The organism is Nostoc sp. FACHB-110 (assembly GCF_014697425.1).
In the GTDB taxonomy this organism is placed as follows: Bacteria; Cyanobacteriota; Cyanobacteriia; order Cyanobacteriales; family Nostocaceae; genus Nostoc_B.
In genome coordinates, this window is record NZ_JACJRU010000003.1 from 364685 (window position 1) to 380976 (window position 16292).

Below are 16292 nucleotides of genomic sequence, written 5' to 3' on the forward strand. Positions count from 1 at the left end.
ATTGAGTCACCTGCACAATTTTCCAGAATGGTAAAGCTTAGTAGCGCAAAATCTGCACGAGAACGCTTCAATATTTCCAAATTGGCAATTGACTTCTCGTGGTTAACAGTGAGTTTTTGGATTGCTGTGACGGTAGCTGGGCTTTTAGCTTTCAGTTCCCTGAAGTATGCTTTGTTTCCAGATATTACGTTTCCTGTGGTGGTAGTAAATGCAACAGCCCCATTAACAACGGCTCTGGATACAGAAGCAAAACTCACCAAACCAATTGAAGAGCGTCTCGGCTCCCTAGAAGGGCTAGATAATCTTCGCTCATCTGCATATCCTGGTCAAACGGCTGTGAGTTTAGCTTTTACAGTCGGTACTGATTTAGAAAAATCTACAAAAAATGTAGAAACTGCTCTCAAACAATTAAAATTACCTGCGGGCGCAAATTACAAAATTATTCCTCTCAATCTCAACGAATCAGCAGCCATCAGCTACGCCATTGAGAGTTCCTCACGGAATATCACAGATTTAAATAAGGTAGCAAAAGACCAAATTATTCCCGCTATTGCTAAACTCCCTGGAGTCTTAAAAGTTAACTTGTTGGGCGGAGATCCAAATGCTGCACCGACATTACCAACTGCACAGACAACTGCGGCTACTCCTCCCCAAGGTGGTGCAACATTAATTCGGTTTAATGGTCAAGATGCACTGGCATTTCAAGTCATCAAACGTGGTAATGCTAATACTTTAGAAGTGGTGAGTCGAGTTGAGAAAGAAGTACAGAAGCTGAGAAACAACCTCAAGGATGTCAAACTCACCTTAGCGGCTACTCAAGCAGAGTATATTCGTCACGCTACTAAGTCAACAATTGACGCGCTGATTGAAGCAATTGTGTTGTCTATTGTGGTGATATTTCCTTTTTTGTGGAGTTGGCGAGCAACTTTAATTTCCGCCCTGGCGATTCCAACATCATTGTTGGCGACATTTATCGTTATGGCGATTTTCGGCTTCAACTTAGAAACAATTACACTCTTGGCTTTGGCTTTGGTAATTGGCAGTATTATTGATGATGCGATCGTTGATGTCGAAAATATTATACGCCATGTTGAAGATGGCGAAACTCCCCGTCAAGCGGCTTTGTTGGCTACCAATGAAATTGGTTTGACGGTGACTGCGGCGACTTTGACAGCTGTTGCAGTATTTTTGCCAATTGGTTTGATGGGTGGCGTAGTTGGACAATTCTTCAAACCTTTTGGGATTACTGTTTCGGCAGCGATGCTGGCTTCTATGCTGGTAGCGCGGACTTTATCACCAGTGTTGGCTATCTACTGGCTCAAGCCTGTATCTGCAAAACCCCGTAGGCGAGAAGCAAAAACTTGGGTAGGTTTTAACCAAGCGTACCGCAACTTGCTGCACTGGTCTTTACATCATCGCAAAATTGTAGTTGCGATCGCAATTCTCAGTTTTGTTGGTGGGATAGCTTTAATTCCCTTGATTCCCAAAGGATTTATCCCCAAACTTGATCGCGGCGAATTTAATATCACTTATACTGCTCCTTTGCCGAATATTCCAGATTTAGCCGCGTTGCAAAAACAAGCAGCACAGCAACCAAGTCCAGCAGATTTAGCCGCGTTACAAAAACAAGCAGGACAAACAGCTGCTTTACCAGTTTCTATTCCCAATCCTTTAAATGACTCTTTAGCGGTTGCCAAAAAACTAGAAGATGTCGTGAGAAAATCACCAGCAGTAGAAACGGTATTTACTATTGTTGGTTCCCGTGAGGGTGAGCCAAATAAAGGGACACTCTACGTCAAACTCAAAGAAGACCGCAATATTACTACCGCCGAACTGCAAGACCAATTCCGTACAACTTTGCCTAAGTTGCAGGGAGTCACAACCAGTGTCGAAGATATTCAATTTGTCGATACAGGTGGACAAAAACCTTTACAAGTAGCGTTACAAGGAAATGATTTGCCAGCTTTAAGCAAAACAGCCAAAGCAATTAAAGACCGCTTGGTAAAAATTCCCGGGTTTGCGGATGTCACAGTTACAGGTGAAGCCAATCAACAAGGGCAAGTTTTACAAATTGAACGCTTAGATAATCAGCGAGTTGCTTACATCAGTGCCAACTTGGGACAAAATCTGTCTCTAGGTGATGCTACTGATAAAATTGTGGCAGAGGCAAAACCAATTTTACCTGCTGGTGTTTCTCTAGACTTGGGCGGTGATTCTGCTCGCTTGGCGGAAGTCTTCGGCAGTTTTGCTTCTACTCTACTGCTATCAGCACTATGTATTGTTGTGGTGCTAATTTTACTTTTCAAAACCTGGATAGACCCGGTAGTAATTGGTGTTTCCTTGCCTTTGGCACTAGTAGGGGCGTTACTCGCACTGTTGTTTACCAGAAGCGACTTCGGTATGATTTCGCTAATTGGCTTTGTCTTCTTGTTAGGACTGGCAAATAAAAACGCGATTTTGCTGGTTGATTATATTAATCAGTTGCGAGAGTCCGGTTTAGAGCGCACCGAAGCAATCTTGAAAGCTGGGCCAGTGCGCTTAAGACCAATTATGATGACAACTGCTTCCACTATTTTAGGGATGCTACCCATTGCGTTGGGTTTAGGTGCTGGTTCAGAATTGCGCTCGCCTATGGCTGTTGCTATTGCTGGTGGGCTGGTAACTTCTACAATCCTCAGCTTAATTGTTGTGCCAGTAGTTTACGCTATCTTAGATGACTGGTTCCCGCGTTTTCGTCGTCAGGAGGCGAAAAACTAATGCAGGCCTTTGTCACGGGGGGAACTGGTTTTGTCGGTTCTCATGTAGTGCGGTTGTTACTGCAACAAGGATACAAGGTTAAAGCTTTAGTCCGTCCTAGCAGCAATTTAGCCAACTTACAAGGCTTAGATGTAGAACTTGTCAAAGGCGATTTAACTGATCCTGATATTTGGCAGCAAATGGTGGGTTGTCAAGCTTTATTTCATGTAGCCGCCCACTATTCGCTGTGGCAAGTAGACAAGCAATTGCTGTATCGTCACAACGTGATTGGGACGCGCAATATCTTAGAAGCCGCGCGCAAAGCCGAGATTGAACGCACTGTTTACACCAGTTCTGTAGCGGCGATTGGCGTTGGAGCGGGTATTGTTGATGAAACTTATCAAAGCCCTGTGGAAAAGTTGGTAGGTAGCTACAAAAAGTCTAAGTTTCTCGCTGAACAAGAAGCCAAACAAGCCGCCGCTAGAGGGCAAGACGTCGTAATTGTCAACCCTAGTAGCCCGATTGGGCCATTGGATATCAAGCCAACACCCACAGGAGAGATTATTCTGCGGTTTTTGCGGCGAGAAATGCCCTTTTATATGGATACTGGCTTGAATTTCATCGATGTGCGAGATGTAGCTTGGGGCCATTTATTAGCATTGCATAAAGGGAAGTCAGGCGATCGCTATATTTTAGGCAACCAAAATCTCAGCCTCAAGCAAGTACTAGATCAACTTGCCCAAATCACTGGAATACCTGCACCACAACGCACCATCCCATCTTGGATACCCTTGAGTGTGGCTTGGATTGATGAGAAAATTCTCGCACCCTTAGGCAAAACGCCCTCTGTTCCTGTCGATGGTGTGCGGATGGCGAAACAACAAATGTATTACGATGCTACTAAGGCAGTTCGAGAATTGGGCTTGCCTCAATCGGATATCAAGCAGGCACTCAAAGATGCTGTGGATTGGTTTATGGCAGAAGGCTATGTCAAATGAAGTCTGAAGGATGAAGTGTGAAGTATGAAAGGGAAAATTTTTGTGAGGTAGGTATCTTGCTAACCCTAATCATCCAGCAAATAAGCAATGCTGTTGAAATTTACGTTTCAGACTTCAGACTTCAGACTTCACACTTTTATGTGTGGTTGTATCTATCAAAGAGGAGTGACAACTAAAGTGGCGATTAATTTACAACAAGCAATGGATATTGGGAAGTATCTTGTGACTCAGCGTCTTTTAGGGCGCAAACGCTTCCCTTTGGTATTGATGTTAGAACCACTATTTCGCTGTAATTTAGCTTGCACTGGTTGTGGCAAAATTCAGCACCCTGTTGAAATTCTTAAGCGCAATCTTACCCCAGCAGAATGCTTTGCGGCCGTGGAAGAATGTGGCGCGCCTGTAGTTTCCATTCCTGGCGGCGAACCGCTACTGCATCCTCAAATTGATGAGATTGTTAGGGGATTAGTAGAACGCAAGAAATATGTTTACTTGTGTACCAATGGTTTGTTATTAGAAAAAAGCCTCGATAAATTTCAACCTTCGCCTTACTTTACTTTCAGCGTCCATTTAGATGGAATGCGCGAGTGGCATGATAAATGTGTAGATCGCAAAGGCGTATTTGATACTGCGGTAAAAGCCATTCAGGCTGCCAAAGCCAGAGGTTTTCGCGTCACCACTAACACCACTATTTTTGAAGGTGCAGATATCAAAGAAATGCAGGAATTCTTTGATTTTCTCGAAAGCCTCAATATCGATGGGATGATGATTTCCCCTGGTTATAGCTATGAGTGGGCGCCAGATCAAGATCATTTTCTCAAGCGCGAACAAACCCGCGCCCTTTTCCGCCAAATTCTTGCGCCTCACACCTCAGGTAAGAAAAATTGGAACTTTAATCACAATCCCTTGTTCCTAGACTTTTTAATTGGCGAAAAAGACTACGAATGTACACCTTGGGGAAGCCCTAGTTATAGCGTCTTAGGTTGGCAAAAACCCTGTTATTTATTAAATGAAGGGCATTACACCAGCTTTAAAGAATTGCTAGAAAAAACAGACTGGAGTAAATACGGACGCGCCAGTGGTAATCCCCAATGCGCTGATTGCATGGTTCACTGCGGCTACGAACCAACCGCCGCGATGGATGCAATGCAACCACAAAATATTGCTCGTTCTTTGGGTACTGTGTTTGGTAGGAGTTAGATAGATTTAGATATGAGAGCGCAAGGCTTTGCACTCTCATATCAAGGACATGATATCAGGTGTTTTATCTGTGTAGAAGCGACTTCAGTCGCCCGGTACAAGATATACAGGACTTACGCACAGCCTACGGAAAATCGAACCACAGAGACGCAGAGTTCACGGAGAAATAAGAGTTTGAGAGTTTTTTTGCGTAAGTCATAATATAAATCAATACATTTTTATTTTTTATACTGCTTGACTACGCAATAGTCGTAAATGACCATCGGAAGCAATTTTTTCAAAACAAGAATCCATTTCTATAAAAAGCTCCCAATACTCTTTATGGGATCTTTTTACTAACATTTTCATAAATAAATCTTCTAATTGATTGTTACGCTTGCCTTTCCAAAGTGTATCGCTTAAGGCAACACATATCTCTTCAAAAGAACATTCTATTGTTTGCCATTGAGCATGAGAACGACAGCAACGCGCCAGAGTTGAATCAACTCCATTGTTGATGAGTAAATTCTCACCATCAGCTTCGTGATTGTTACCTTTAGCTGTCAATTCCTCTGGATGAATAATTTTACCTGCATCATGAAATGCTACACCCAAACGCAAAAAACTTTCATCAAACTGCACCTGTAATTCATGTAATTTTGAGATGAGTAAATCAGCAGCTTCGCCAACTAATTTAACGTGAAGTATCAGTTTTGGTAAAGCTCCCAATTCCTCTAGAAACTGATAAGCTTCGTTGACTGTTTGAAAGGTTTTGCTGTGATGACTCATGTACAATTACTCAGCAGTTAACTTTGTAGCCTTTGCGTAAGTCCTGAAAAATAGCGATCGCACTTCCCATACCAAAATATATATAAATATTAAGAATACTTACCCAGAGTTTATGAATAAATATTAAATAACGGCTTTATCTTGCTAACAAGATTTGCATAAGACTAAGAATTATTTCCTTAAACAATATATATGTTGTTTAAATTAAAAGCCAAACTCTAATCATCACATAGGTTTCAGCGATTCTGACACCAATCAACTAGTAAATAGTCCTATTTCTTCCACGCTACAAGTTTTGGGACAATCAAAGACTAATAATTTCGCAATCATAGTCCACCTCTGATTTTGTTCACAACGGAGAACGAAGAAGTGAAATTGGCTTACTGGATGTATGCAGGCCCAGCCCACATTGGTACTTTGCGAATCGCTAGTTCGTTTAAAAACGTTCATGCGATTATGCACGCTCCCCTCGGAGATGATTATTTTAACGTTATGCGTTCCATGCTCTCACGGGAGCGAGATTTTACGCCAGTGACAGCCAGTGTTGTAGACCGTCACGTATTAGCACGCGGTTCGCAAGAGAAGGTGGTTGACAATATTACCCGCAAAGATGCAGAGGAACACCCTGATTTGATTGTGTTAACTCCCACTTGCACCTCTAGCATTTTGCAAGAAGACTTACAAAACTTCGTCGAACGGGCGCAGCTAGAAGCCAAAGGCGATGTCATGTTGGCGGATGTGAACCATTATCGCGTCAATGAATTGCAAGCAGGCGATCGCACCTTACATCAAATCGTGCAGTTTTATATCGAAAAAGCCCGCAAAAAAGGCGAACTACCTACAACCAAAACCGAAAAGCCATCAGTTAACATCATCGGTATTTCTACTCTGGGTTTTCACAATAACCATGACTGTACAGAACTGAAAAAACTCATGGTTGATTTGGGAATTGAGGTAAACGCCGTCATTCCCGAAGGTGCTTCCGTTCACGAATTAAAGAATTTACCCAAGGCTTGGTTTAACTTAGTTCCTTACCGGGAACTTGGTTTAATGACAGCTAATTACCTGCAAGCCGAATTCGGAACACCTTGCGTAGATATTACCCCGATGGGTGTGGTAGAAACTGCCCGTTGCATCCGCAAAATTCAACAGGTAATTAACGCACAAGGCGCAAATGTTGACTATGAAGAATATATCAACGAGCAAACCTTGTATGTTTCCCAAGCGGCTTGGTTCTCCCGTTCGATTGACTGTCAGAATTTGACTGGTAAAAAAGCTGTGGTATTTGGCGACAATACCCACGCCGCCGCCCTTACCAAAATTCTCTCACGAGAAATGGGGATTCATGTAGTTTGGGCAGGAACTTACTGCAAGTATGATGCTGACTGGTTCCGTGAACAGGTAAGCGAATATTGCGACGAAGTACTGATTACTGATGATCATGGCGCAATTGGGGATGCGATCGCACGAGTCGAACCCTCAGCCATCTTTGGTACACAAATGGAACGCCATGTTGGTAAACGCTTAGATATTCCTTGCGGTGTAATTGCTGCACCAATTCACGTCCAAAACTTCCCCATTGGTTACAAACCATTTTTAGGCTACGAAGGTACAAATCAAATCACAGATTTAATCTACAATTCCTTTACTTTAGGAATGGAAGACCATTTATTAGAAATATTTGGTGGACACGATACTAAAGAAGTAATTACTAAAGGAATTTCTGCCGAATCTGATTTGAATTGGACAAAAGATGGTCTAGCAGAATTAAATAAAATACCTGGATTTGTGCGCGGTAAAGTGAAGCGAAATACTGAAAAATTTGCGCGCGATCGTGGTTTCAAAGATATCAGTGCTGAAGTGCTGTATGCTGCCAAAGAAGCTGTCGGAGCTTAGTAAATATTAGGGTGGGTTTCCTCACCCTAAATTACTAATTTGGTGATTGTACTAATCTGGCTATATCTTCGCCAAGCCTGGTAAAATCATTGGCGTTAAGAGTTAATAACACATCCACATTGGCTTTAATAGCAGCTTGAGCAATTAAAGCATCGTAAATGCCCCCACCGGGAAGATTTAAACTTACCATCCTAGCTATTGTGTCTTGATAATCTTCAGTAGTGAGAACAATTTTGTGAAATTTAGCGAGATTTTCTTGGACTAGTCTTTGTGCTAGTTCTGGTTTAATTTTTGGTTTTTGAGGAAGGCGAGTTAGTATGGCATAAAGTTCAGCTAGAGTATGATTTGAAGCAAAACCTTCTATCTGCTCTGCCTGAACACGCTGTAACCACGGTAAAGTTATTGAGTAATGCGGATGCTCTGCCACAATTGCAGCAACAAGCACAGAAGTATCAAATAATATTTTCACCAAGATGTAAATTTTTGAATTCGTTCTTCTCTTAAATCATGAACAGCATTTTCCCAGTTGTTTGGGCTTTGAGTATGTACTACTAAGACACCTTCAACATATTCTGTAAAACATTCTTCTTCTACTTGTTCATTTTGTGATTCTGTGAGTTCTTTGTAATTTGCCTTTCTCCATTCCAAAAACTCAACAAAATTTAGAACCTCCTGTAATTTATTTTCAGGTAATTGCTCTAGTTTGCCTACAATTTTTTCTTTAAGAGAATCCATCTTTAATTTCACTATCTTTACTTAAAATTTTAACTCAGCATTAGCGTTGAGAGTTTATTCATATCTCTTAATTTATTAGTTATTTTTATTACATTTTCCTAATAAGTAATTTTATGACTAACTAATGCAAATCTCTACACCTTGACACGGAAAGCTTTTTCCTCTATTGGCGCAAGCTGTTATCTTAAGGTTGCGGATTAATACTGATAAATAAAATTTAATCCAGACAAATTATTACAATACAGGTTTATTAGTAGAGCGATCCCGCCACGGAAAATAGCTCACCTACTGATTAACCGTTGTATTTCCAACAACGAAGTATAAAAAATTATCTAAAAAACTTAGTAGTTGCCGATCAAAAAAATCGGGGTAGGCATGATAAGGTTTAAATCCTATTGTTTCTTTTCGCGCTTTTCATCATGTATCTACACTATCTAGAACCCAAACACCTTGAAGAATTAGTCAAGGGCAGTAGTATAGATTTACACCTAGCGCAACTAAATTTTAAGTCTCTCCAAGGTGCGATCGCCTACGAATATCTGTTAATTTCCGAACTCCTCCCCCGCACGAACACTGGCATGGTAAAAAGCGGCTGGTTGCAGCGTTACAGTCATATCACTGCTGGCGGTTGGTGGTGTGGGGGACTAGATCCGCTAAATAATTGGCAAGCAATGGAATGGGGATGCTTTAAGCCAAATCAACCCCGCATCAAGGATAATGGCAAACCAATCAAATATGAACATCCTCCCAGCACACCTACAAGGGTATTTTGCTTGCGGGTGACGCTGGAAATCTGGCAAGAAACTGCACAGCGTTACAATCTCAACTTACCTGAGAATATCAGCGTTGATGCGAATGGCGAAGCGGTGGGTTTTTGGCAATGGGTGATGGAAGAGAATATACCCGTGATTATTTGCGAAGGTGCGAAGAAGGCGGCTGCACTGTTATCGCAAGGGTATGCTGCGATCGCAGTTCCGGGAATTACTAGCGGTTATCGAGTCGTCAAAGATGGATTTGGTAAAGTCACCCGTCGTCAACTCATTCCTGATTTAGCGTTGTTTGCGACTGCAAAACGCCACATATATATATGTTTTGATTTTGAGACTCAACCTAAGACTATAGCAGCAGTGAATAATGCGATCGCTCAACTTGGTTGCTTATTCCAAGAAAAAAATTGCTTAGTCAAAGTTATCGAATTACCAGGGCCAGAAAAAGGCGTTGATGAATTCATAGTTGCGAAAAATAGTAGCACCTTCGATAAAGTTTATCGCCAAAGTGTTGATTTAGAAATTTACCTCGCACACACCAAACCACATACAGAATTAACCATTCCGGCTGCACTCACCATCAACCGTCCCTATTTAGGAGAAATAGCCTTTCCCAACTCAGGCTTAGTCGGAGTGAAATCAGCCAAAGGCACAGGTAAAACCACAGCTTTACAAAATATTGTTCAACAAGCCAAAACCAAAAACCAACCCATCTTATTAATTACCCACAGAATCCAACTCGGAAAATTTTTATGTGACAAAATTGGGATTCAATGGGGTTTAAATACTAATAATAATTTATTCTCTTACTTTGATAGTCAAACTAGCGATTCTTTGGGTTTATGTATTGACTCCATTTGGAAAATAAATACAGATAAATGGCAAGGTGGCATAGTTATCTTAGACGAAGTAGAGCAATTATTATGGCATTTATTAAATAGTGATACTTGTAAAAATAAACGTGTCAAAATCTTAAAAAACTTTCAGAAATTAATCGCTACAGTTTTGCAAACTGGCGGTTTAGTCATTGCCCAAGATGCTGATTTATCAGATGTATCTTTAGAATATTTGCAAGGTTTATCTGGAATTAAAATTACCCCTTGGTTACTTGTCAACCAATGGCAACCTGCACGCGGTTGGGATATCACTTTTTATGATTCACCCAACCCCACACCTTTAATTCATCAACTAGAATTAGATTTACTCGCAGGCCGTAAATGTTACGTCACTACCGATAGTCGTTCTGGACGCTATAGCTGTGAAACTATTGAAAATTACCTCAAAGAGCGTTTAGAAAAGTTACGCTATCAATTTCCTAAAAGTTTAGTAATTAGCAGTCGAACTACAAATACACCTGACCATCCAGCCGTTGAATTTGTTGGTAATATTAATCAAAAAATTGCAGATTACGACACAATTTTCGTTACTCCTAGCTTAGGCACTGGTATTAGTATTGATGTGCAGCATTTTGATAGAGTTTACGGTATTTTTCAAGGCGTAATTCCTGATTCAGAAGCCAGACAAGCTTTAGCAAGAGTGAGAGATAATGTCCCTCGAATTGTTTGGTGTGCTAAACGCGGGATTGGTTTAATTGGTAGTGGTAGTACCAACTATCGTTTATTATCTGATTGGTATCAAGCCAATCAACAAGAAAACTTAGCTTTACTTAGTCCACTGCATAAAATAGATGTAGATTTGCCTTTGGTATATGACCCAATTCATTTACGGACTTGGGCGAAATTATCTGCAAGAGTCAATGCTTCTATTCGCCTTTATCGCCAGTCTATGCAAGATGGATTGAGCAGTGATGGACATCAAATTTGGCTGCGGAGTAATGCAGTTCACAATAATATTATCCGAGATTTGCGTTTAGCCTTTTTAGCGACTGATGCTAATGATTTAGCAACACGCAAGCGATTAATTTTAGAAATCATCAAAGTCCAGAGAGATTGGACAGATAAGCGGCAAAAGGCGAAAGATATTAAACGGCAAATGAAAGACATCAAGCTCAAAAATCAATTAGCTACTGCCAAAATTATTGCCGACGCTCCAGATATAAATTATGTAGAATATCAACAGTTATCATCTAAAAATTCTCTCACAGATTTAGAGCGTCATCAAATACATAAATATACGCTCAAACAAAAGTATGGTGTAGAGGTTACACCAGAACTTAAATTAAAAGATGACCAAGGCTATTACTCCCAATTATTAATTCACTATTATTTAACCCATGAAAGTGATTATTTTCATGTTAGAGATCAACATGAATGGCAACAGCAATTATTGTTAGGCGAAGGTAAGGTTTTTTTACCAGATATCAAGACTTATACTGTCAAAGTTGAAGCAATGAAAGCTTTAGGAATGCTAGAATTTATTGCCCCAAGCAGAATTTTTATTGAAAATGACCCTGATTTACTTTGGTTGCAAGATGTTGTTTATCAGCACAGTCAACATATCAAACGGGTTTTAGGAATTAACCTAGTTAGGGAAGAAGCAATCACTTCACAAATCAAAATTCTCAGCAAGTTACTTAAGTTATTGGGATTAAAGTTAAAAACCGTTAATCAAGGTTATCAAATAGATCCAGTAACTTTTGATGATGGCAGAGATAAGATATTTACTGCTTGGTATCAACGTGATGAGTTGATGTTAGCTAATTTTAAAGGTGTACAATTGGAAATACAGGATTTTTCTAATTGGAAGTTTGAACCTGTTAAGCAACAGTCTGTCTTAGCTAGTTTATCAACAAGATAAATTACACCATTCTGAATTCAGAATAGTCAGGAAAAATTATGAACGCTTACAAAAAATACATCACTATTACAGATCCCAAGCAAATAATATTATCTGATTTACCTTTTGCAGCAGGGCAGAGGGTAGAAATTATTATCATCGCAGAGGATAACCCTAGAGAATCTATTAGTAAAAAAGTAAGAGATTTATTTGATAAAACTCAGTCTTTACCAGAAGTACAAAATATTACAGAATCCGAAATAAACGCAGAGATTGAAGCCTACAGACGCGGAGAATGAAAGTTGTTGTTGATACTAATATTTTAGTTTCTGCTGTTCTTAAGGGTGGAGTACCAAGAACAGTCATTCAGTTTATCTTTGATAATCCTGAATATGAATGGATAGCTTCATTAGAAATTATCACGGAATATAAGGAAGTATTAAGTCGCTCTAAGTTTAAACTGACAGACGAAGTGAGAAATTCATGGTTTGAAATTATTGATACATTTGTGAAAATAATTGAGGTCACTGTGTCAATTGATTTTCCTCAAGACAGAAATGACGCAAAATTTTTAGCCTGTGCCATAGCAGCCGAAGCAGATTTTTTGATTACAGGTGATTATGATTTTAAACAGGCGCAAACTTTAGTTCATACAACAATTATTTCTGTGTCTTTATTTAGCAAGTTAGTTTGCAATCAAATGTGAGTTGTCCTTTAATTGATCAATATTTTTTAGTTTATTTAATTACAAATTAATCCTACCCAAGGCTATGACTGCATTTTGACCACCAAATCCAAAGCTAAAACACAAGATATTTTGAATTGAGCTTTGTTGGGCAGTCATGACAAAATTTAAATCAAATTCTGGTTGCTGCAAGCCGACACAAGGCGGTAAAACTTGCTGCTGCAACGCTTTGAAAGCAAAAGCAACTCCTAAAGCACCGGAAGCGCCTAGAGTGTGTCCTGTCGCGCCTTTGGTGGAACTGACTGCTACTGTTTGAGGAAATAACTGTTGGATAATTTTGCTTTCAATTCGGTCATTTAACTGTGTAGCTGTACCGTGGGCGTGAATGTAATTTATATCATTTGGTATCAGATGACTGCGTTCTAGACATTGTTTAATTGCAGCGATCGCACTTTTTCCATTTGGTTCTGGCTGGTTGGTATGATAAGCATCTGCGGTTAAACCACAGCCTTTAATTTCACCATAAACTTTGGCTTGGCGTTGCTTGGCTAACTCGGCTGATTCTAAAACCAACACCGCCCCACCTTCGCCCAAAACTAAACCTTCTCGCTGCACATCAAAAGGATAAGCACCAGTTTTGGCTAAAGCATTCATCTGCTGAAACCCGCAGATAGTTAGCGGTGTAATTGGTGCTTCGACTGCGCCAGCAATTACTCGTTCACATTGCCCAGTTTGAATTAACAAAGCAGCTTGGGAAATCGCCCAAATCCCCGTAGCACAAGCCGCCATCGGTGCAGCAACTATCCCAGTAGCCCCAATTTGTCTAGCAGCTGCGATCGCATTCATCTGGGGTAAAATATCTAACCAATCTTCTAATGCGTAATTGCTATCTTTGCCATTCATCCCCCTAGCTAGAGATTCCCACGCACCTTGATAACTGCGACTCGAACCAATCACTACAGCACACTCAGGTAATGGGGGACTTAAATCAGCATCTTGTAATGCAGAAGCAACAACCATCTGAGTCAGCATTTTTAACTCAGATGGTTGTTTATCTATCAAGCCTAAAGGAAGCGATTCCAGTTGTGCAAATGGTTGGTGATGTTTAATTCCTGATCTACCTGATAACAAATTTTGCCAGCTATCTTCTAAGCTTGTACCTAAAGCAGAAACTAAACCAATACCAGTGACAAAAACCTTAACCAATTTTTTATTAGGGGAGTGGTGAGTAGGGAGGGGTAAGTAGGAATTCAACACTCAAAAGTAAAGATTTGACAATCAAAAAAAATTATATTCTCTTAACTTTTTAACTTTTGATTTCTTTCCCCTATTCTCTACTCCCCATTCCCTAGCTATTGAGGAACTTTCAGGTTTTCTGCACCTTGAGTGACTTTAGCAGACTCAATGCGATCGCCTTGTTTAATTTTGTTCACGACATCAAAGCCTTGGGTGACATAGCCAAATACAGCGTAGTTACCATCTAAAAAACCCAAATCAGCTAATGCAAAATAAAACTGCGAAGAAGCTGAATCTGGTTGTTGCGATCGCGCCATTGCCACCGCACCTTGTTTATGAGTTAATTCTGGTGGTTTAGTAACCCCAGCCATTTCAAATGTTTTGCTGTAAATTGGTGCAGCTTCACCTTGAGGTTTGATTTCTAAAGGTATGTAGCGTTCATTACCAGTTTTAGGGTCAATGTAACCACCTGTCCCTAATCTACCAGCAGGAAATTTTGGGTCTTTGCCCTGTGGATCACCACCTTGAACTACGAAAGGTTGAGGATCTCGCACTACTCGATGAAATACTAACCCATCGTATACACCCTTTTGAACTAAATCGACAAAGTTACCGGCTGTAATTGGGGCATTTGTGCCATCTACTTCGATAGTGATTGGTTTACCGTCTACCGTAATCACTACAGTAGCTTTACCTTCGAGCCGTGGTAAATTGTTCATTCCTGGGATACTCTCACTTGTGGTTTCAGATACAGACGTTGCTTCAGTAGTTGTTGTAGTACTGGTTTGGGCAGCTGTCTCTGCGGGAGAAGAAGCGTTAGAACTAACTTGCTGTGTAGAACAGCCTCCCAACATTAAACCAGCCACCATCAAAAACGTAACTAAAAATTTTGTCACTTTTAACCGCATTTTCAGGTACTGACTCAACCAGAGTATCTTATCCTTTCAAGTGAATTAGCAACCAGGAATTTTAGAAGTGTGAAGTCGGAAATTTTCACACTTCACACTTCACACTTCATACTTCACAACCCTTCCAAAGGTACTTGCAAAAAGCGGGCTAATTCTGCGCCTTTGGTTTCTATTTCGCTTAAAGAAGGCGGTTGACCGACTCTAGTTAAAGGAACATCTCTTCTTCCCTTAATTCTGAGGTAAACCATACGCTTAGGATTCAGACCTTCTTTAATTTCCAGGCGTATAGACTGGACATCGCGGATGGGAGCATCAATTTCAATGCGCCGATTTTTGCCAGGAAATCCCCAACGGAAGATTTTGACAGTACCGGTTTGTTGATTGAATTCGTTGTAACCACCACCGACATCTAACAAAATCATTAGCCAGAGATACAAAGCCAAAAGTACACCAGCACTGCCGTACAAGCCCATAACTAACCCTTGGGGTACGAACAGTAATTGAGTTGGATCGGTGACAAATAGTAAATTAACTTTTAGATAACTAGATATCCCTGCCAACAAAAAGCCTGTGGCTCCTAAAGTTACAACAGTTGCCCACCAGTAGTTACTCAACCGACGAGAACCGAGAACTTTTTGATATAAAACGCTGGAAGAGGAGCGATCGCCATTTGGGGAATCGCCTTTGTTAACTGTTGTTGATGCCGTCATGGAACTACCTTGGCCCGTGTGTGCTTCCCTATTAGAGTCTGCCATTTGAGCAGTATCTCTTGCAAGTTGAGATTTGCTAAAGGCAGAATTCAGTTCCGATAAAATTTATTTTATCGCCTGGTATGACATAGCCCGTACTATGCTTACTGTGAGCATTCCAGTCAAAAACCAGATGTTTGAGATTTCATCCGGCAACTTCATACTTCACACTGCGTTTTTTGACATTTCTGAGAAAAGTTGTGTCAAATTGTAAAATTTCTGATATTCATATTATTTAATAGGTTTGCGATCAATACCGAATTTGCATACGTAGTTTAGGCAAAAAACCGAACTAATGTGATAAGTTAAGGATCATTAAGTTACTACAAGCTAGGTTACTAGTCAGTGGTACGTGTAATGGCATAAGCCTGAGAAAAGCCAACTTATCTAGAAGGCAAGCTCTCAGAAACTCAGTAGCCTTAAAGCTTCTGAGATTGTCAAAAAACGTTTATTCCTCAGAAGCGTTGAAATTTTTAGTAAAAAGAGGATTTTAGTCCGATGACCATCGCAGTTGGACGCGCCCCGAGTAGAAGAGGGTGGTTTGACGTACTAGACGACTGGTTAAAACGCGATCGCTTTGTATTCGTAGGTTGGTCAGGGATATTACTATTCCCCTGCGCCTTCCTCGCACTCGGCGGTTGGTTAACCGGAACAACCTTCGTCACATCCTGGTACACCCACGGATTAGCATCATCCTACCTCGAAGGCTGTAACTTCTTGACAGTAGCAGTATCCACCCCAGCCGACAGTATGGGACACTCCCTATTGCTGTTATGGGGGCCAGAAGCTCAAGGCGACTTCACCCGTTGGTTTCAATTGGGTGGGTTGTGGCCATTCGTAGCCCTACACGGAGCCTTCGGCTTAATCGGCTTCATGCTGCG

The 16292-nt window shown here is 40.7% G+C and carries 13 protein-coding genes and 1 pseudogene; 8 read left to right on the top strand and 6 right to left on the bottom strand.

Annotation, left to right across the window (positions count from 1 at the left end):
- Nucleotides 1–27 precede the first annotated feature (27 nt).
- The 3 genes from H6G69_RS05695 (at nucleotide 28) to hpnH (ending at nucleotide 4931) form a co-directional block, all read left to right on the top strand.
- Nucleotides 28–2757 (top strand): efflux RND transporter permease subunit, encoded by a 2730-nt coding sequence (locus H6G69_RS05695; RefSeq protein WP_190682899.1) that lies wholly within the window; start codon nucleotides 28–30, stop codon nucleotides 2755–2757.
- Entirely contained in the window at nucleotides 2757–3734 is a 978-nt protein-coding gene (hpnA, locus tag H6G69_RS05700) for a hopanoid-associated sugar epimerase (protein ID WP_190682902.1), read from the top strand. Before H6G69_RS05695 ends, hpnA begins: the two co-directional genes overlap by 1 nt.
- Before the next feature lie 177 nt (nucleotides 3735–3911).
- Complete coding sequence (gene hpnH, locus H6G69_RS05705) at nucleotides 3912–4931, top strand: adenosyl-hopene transferase HpnH (protein ID WP_190682904.1); 1020 nt, start codon at nucleotides 3912–3914, stop codon at nucleotides 4929–4931.
- 225 nt (nucleotides 4932–5156) lie between these two features.
- On the opposite strand, the gene H6G69_RS05710 is transcribed toward hpnH, so the two are convergent.
- Entirely contained in the window at nucleotides 5157–5699 is a 543-nt protein-coding gene (locus H6G69_RS05710) for a phosphohydrolase (protein WP_190682907.1), read from the bottom strand.
- A 369-nt stretch (nucleotides 5700–6068) separates the two neighbouring features.
- Between H6G69_RS05710 and bchB the strand changes: the two genes are divergently transcribed.
- Nucleotides 6069–7595, top strand: a complete 1527-nt coding sequence (gene bchB, locus H6G69_RS05715; protein WP_190682910.1) for a ferredoxin:protochlorophyllide reductase (ATP-dependent) subunit B — start codon at nucleotides 6069–6071, stop codon at nucleotides 7593–7595.
- A gap of 34 nt (nucleotides 7596–7629) precedes the next feature.
- Here the strand turns inward: bchB and H6G69_RS05720 are convergent, their stop codons facing one another.
- Nucleotides 7630–8064 carry a PIN domain-containing protein gene (locus tag H6G69_RS05720; protein ID WP_190682985.1) on the bottom strand — a complete coding sequence of 145 codons (435 nt, stop codon included), beginning with the start codon at nucleotides 8062–8064 and terminating at the stop codon, nucleotides 7630–7632.
- On the bottom strand, nucleotides 8061–8330 hold the full coding sequence (locus H6G69_RS05725) for a DUF2281 domain-containing protein (RefSeq protein WP_190682912.1): 270 nt from the start codon (nucleotides 8328–8330) through the stop codon (nucleotides 8061–8063). Before H6G69_RS05725 ends, H6G69_RS05720 begins: the two co-directional genes overlap by 4 nt.
- 419 nt (nucleotides 8331–8749) lie before the next feature.
- On the opposite strand from H6G69_RS05725, the gene H6G69_RS05730 reads away from it, so the two are divergent.
- The 3 genes from H6G69_RS05730 to H6G69_RS05740 are packed head-to-tail and all read left to right on the top strand — an operon-like array spanning nucleotide 8750 to nucleotide 12539.
- Entirely contained in the window at nucleotides 8750–11854 is a 3105-nt protein-coding gene (locus H6G69_RS05730) for a plasmid replication protein, CyRepA1 family (protein WP_190682915.1), read from the top strand.
- A gap of 38 nt (nucleotides 11855–11892) precedes the next feature.
- Complete coding sequence (locus H6G69_RS05735; RefSeq protein ID WP_190682918.1) at nucleotides 11893–12132, top strand: hypothetical protein; 240 nt, start codon at nucleotides 11893–11895, stop codon at nucleotides 12130–12132.
- Nucleotides 12129–12539, top strand: coding sequence for a putative toxin-antitoxin system toxin component, PIN family (locus H6G69_RS05740; RefSeq protein ID WP_190682921.1), 411 nt, complete (start codon nucleotides 12129–12131; stop codon nucleotides 12537–12539). The genes H6G69_RS05735 and H6G69_RS05740 overlap by 4 nt, the downstream gene beginning before the upstream one ends.
- A 39-nt stretch (nucleotides 12540–12578) precedes the next feature.
- On the opposite strand, the gene H6G69_RS05745 is transcribed toward H6G69_RS05740, so the two are convergent.
- The 3 genes from H6G69_RS05745 to H6G69_RS05755 all read right to left on the bottom strand — a co-directional run bounded on the left by H6G69_RS05745 (nucleotide 12579) and on the right by H6G69_RS05755 (nucleotide 15372).
- Nucleotides 12579–13724 carry a beta-ketoacyl-ACP synthase gene (locus H6G69_RS05745; protein WP_190682924.1) on the bottom strand — a complete coding sequence of 382 codons (1146 nt, stop codon included), beginning with the start codon at nucleotides 13722–13724 and terminating at the stop codon, nucleotides 12579–12581.
- 146 nt (nucleotides 13725–13870) lie between these two features.
- Nucleotides 13871–14662, bottom strand: a complete 792-nt coding sequence (locus H6G69_RS05750; protein WP_190682928.1) for a peptidylprolyl isomerase — start codon at nucleotides 14660–14662, stop codon at nucleotides 13871–13873.
- A gap of 113 nt (nucleotides 14663–14775) precedes the next feature.
- Entirely contained in the window at nucleotides 14776–15372 is a 597-nt protein-coding gene (locus tag H6G69_RS05755) for a photosystem I assembly protein Ycf4 (protein WP_190682987.1), read from the bottom strand.
- A 537-nt stretch (nucleotides 15373–15909) separates the two neighbouring features.
- On the opposite strand from H6G69_RS05755, the pseudogene H6G69_RS05760 reads away from it, so the two are divergent.
- Nucleotides 15910–16292 (top strand): annotated as a pseudogene (locus H6G69_RS05760) (photosystem II D2 protein (photosystem q(a) protein)); the annotation flags it as partial.

Excerpts from the sequence above, each read along its gene's own strand:
- H6G69_RS05730 (WP_190682915.1), top strand. The coding sequence starts at position 8,750 with ATGTATCTACACTATCTAGAACCCAAACACCTTGAAGAATTAGTCAAG.
- H6G69_RS05695 (WP_190682899.1), top strand. The coding sequence starts at position 28 with ATGGTAAAGCTTAGTAGCGCAAAATCTGCACGAGAACGCTTCAATATT.
- H6G69_RS05755 (WP_190682987.1), bottom strand. The coding sequence starts at position 15,372 with ATGACGGCATCAACAACAGTTAACAAAGGCGATTCCCCAAATGGCGAT.
- H6G69_RS05750 (WP_190682928.1), bottom strand. The coding sequence starts at position 14,662 with ATGCGGTTAAAAGTGACAAAATTTTTAGTTACGTTTTTGATGGTGGCT.
- hpnA (WP_190682902.1), top strand. The coding sequence starts at position 2,757 with ATGCAGGCCTTTGTCACGGGGGGAACTGGTTTTGTCGGTTCTCATGTA.
- H6G69_RS05710 (WP_190682907.1), bottom strand. The coding sequence starts at position 5,699 with ATGAGTCATCACAGCAAAACCTTTCAAACAGTCAACGAAGCTTATCAG.
- H6G69_RS05735 (WP_190682918.1), top strand. The coding sequence starts at position 11,893 with ATGAACGCTTACAAAAAATACATCACTATTACAGATCCCAAGCAAATA.
- H6G69_RS05740 (WP_190682921.1), top strand. The coding sequence starts at position 12,129 with ATGAAAGTTGTTGTTGATACTAATATTTTAGTTTCTGCTGTTCTTAAG.
- H6G69_RS05725 (WP_190682912.1), bottom strand. The coding sequence starts at position 8,330 with ATGGATTCTCTTAAAGAAAAAATTGTAGGCAAACTAGAGCAATTACCT.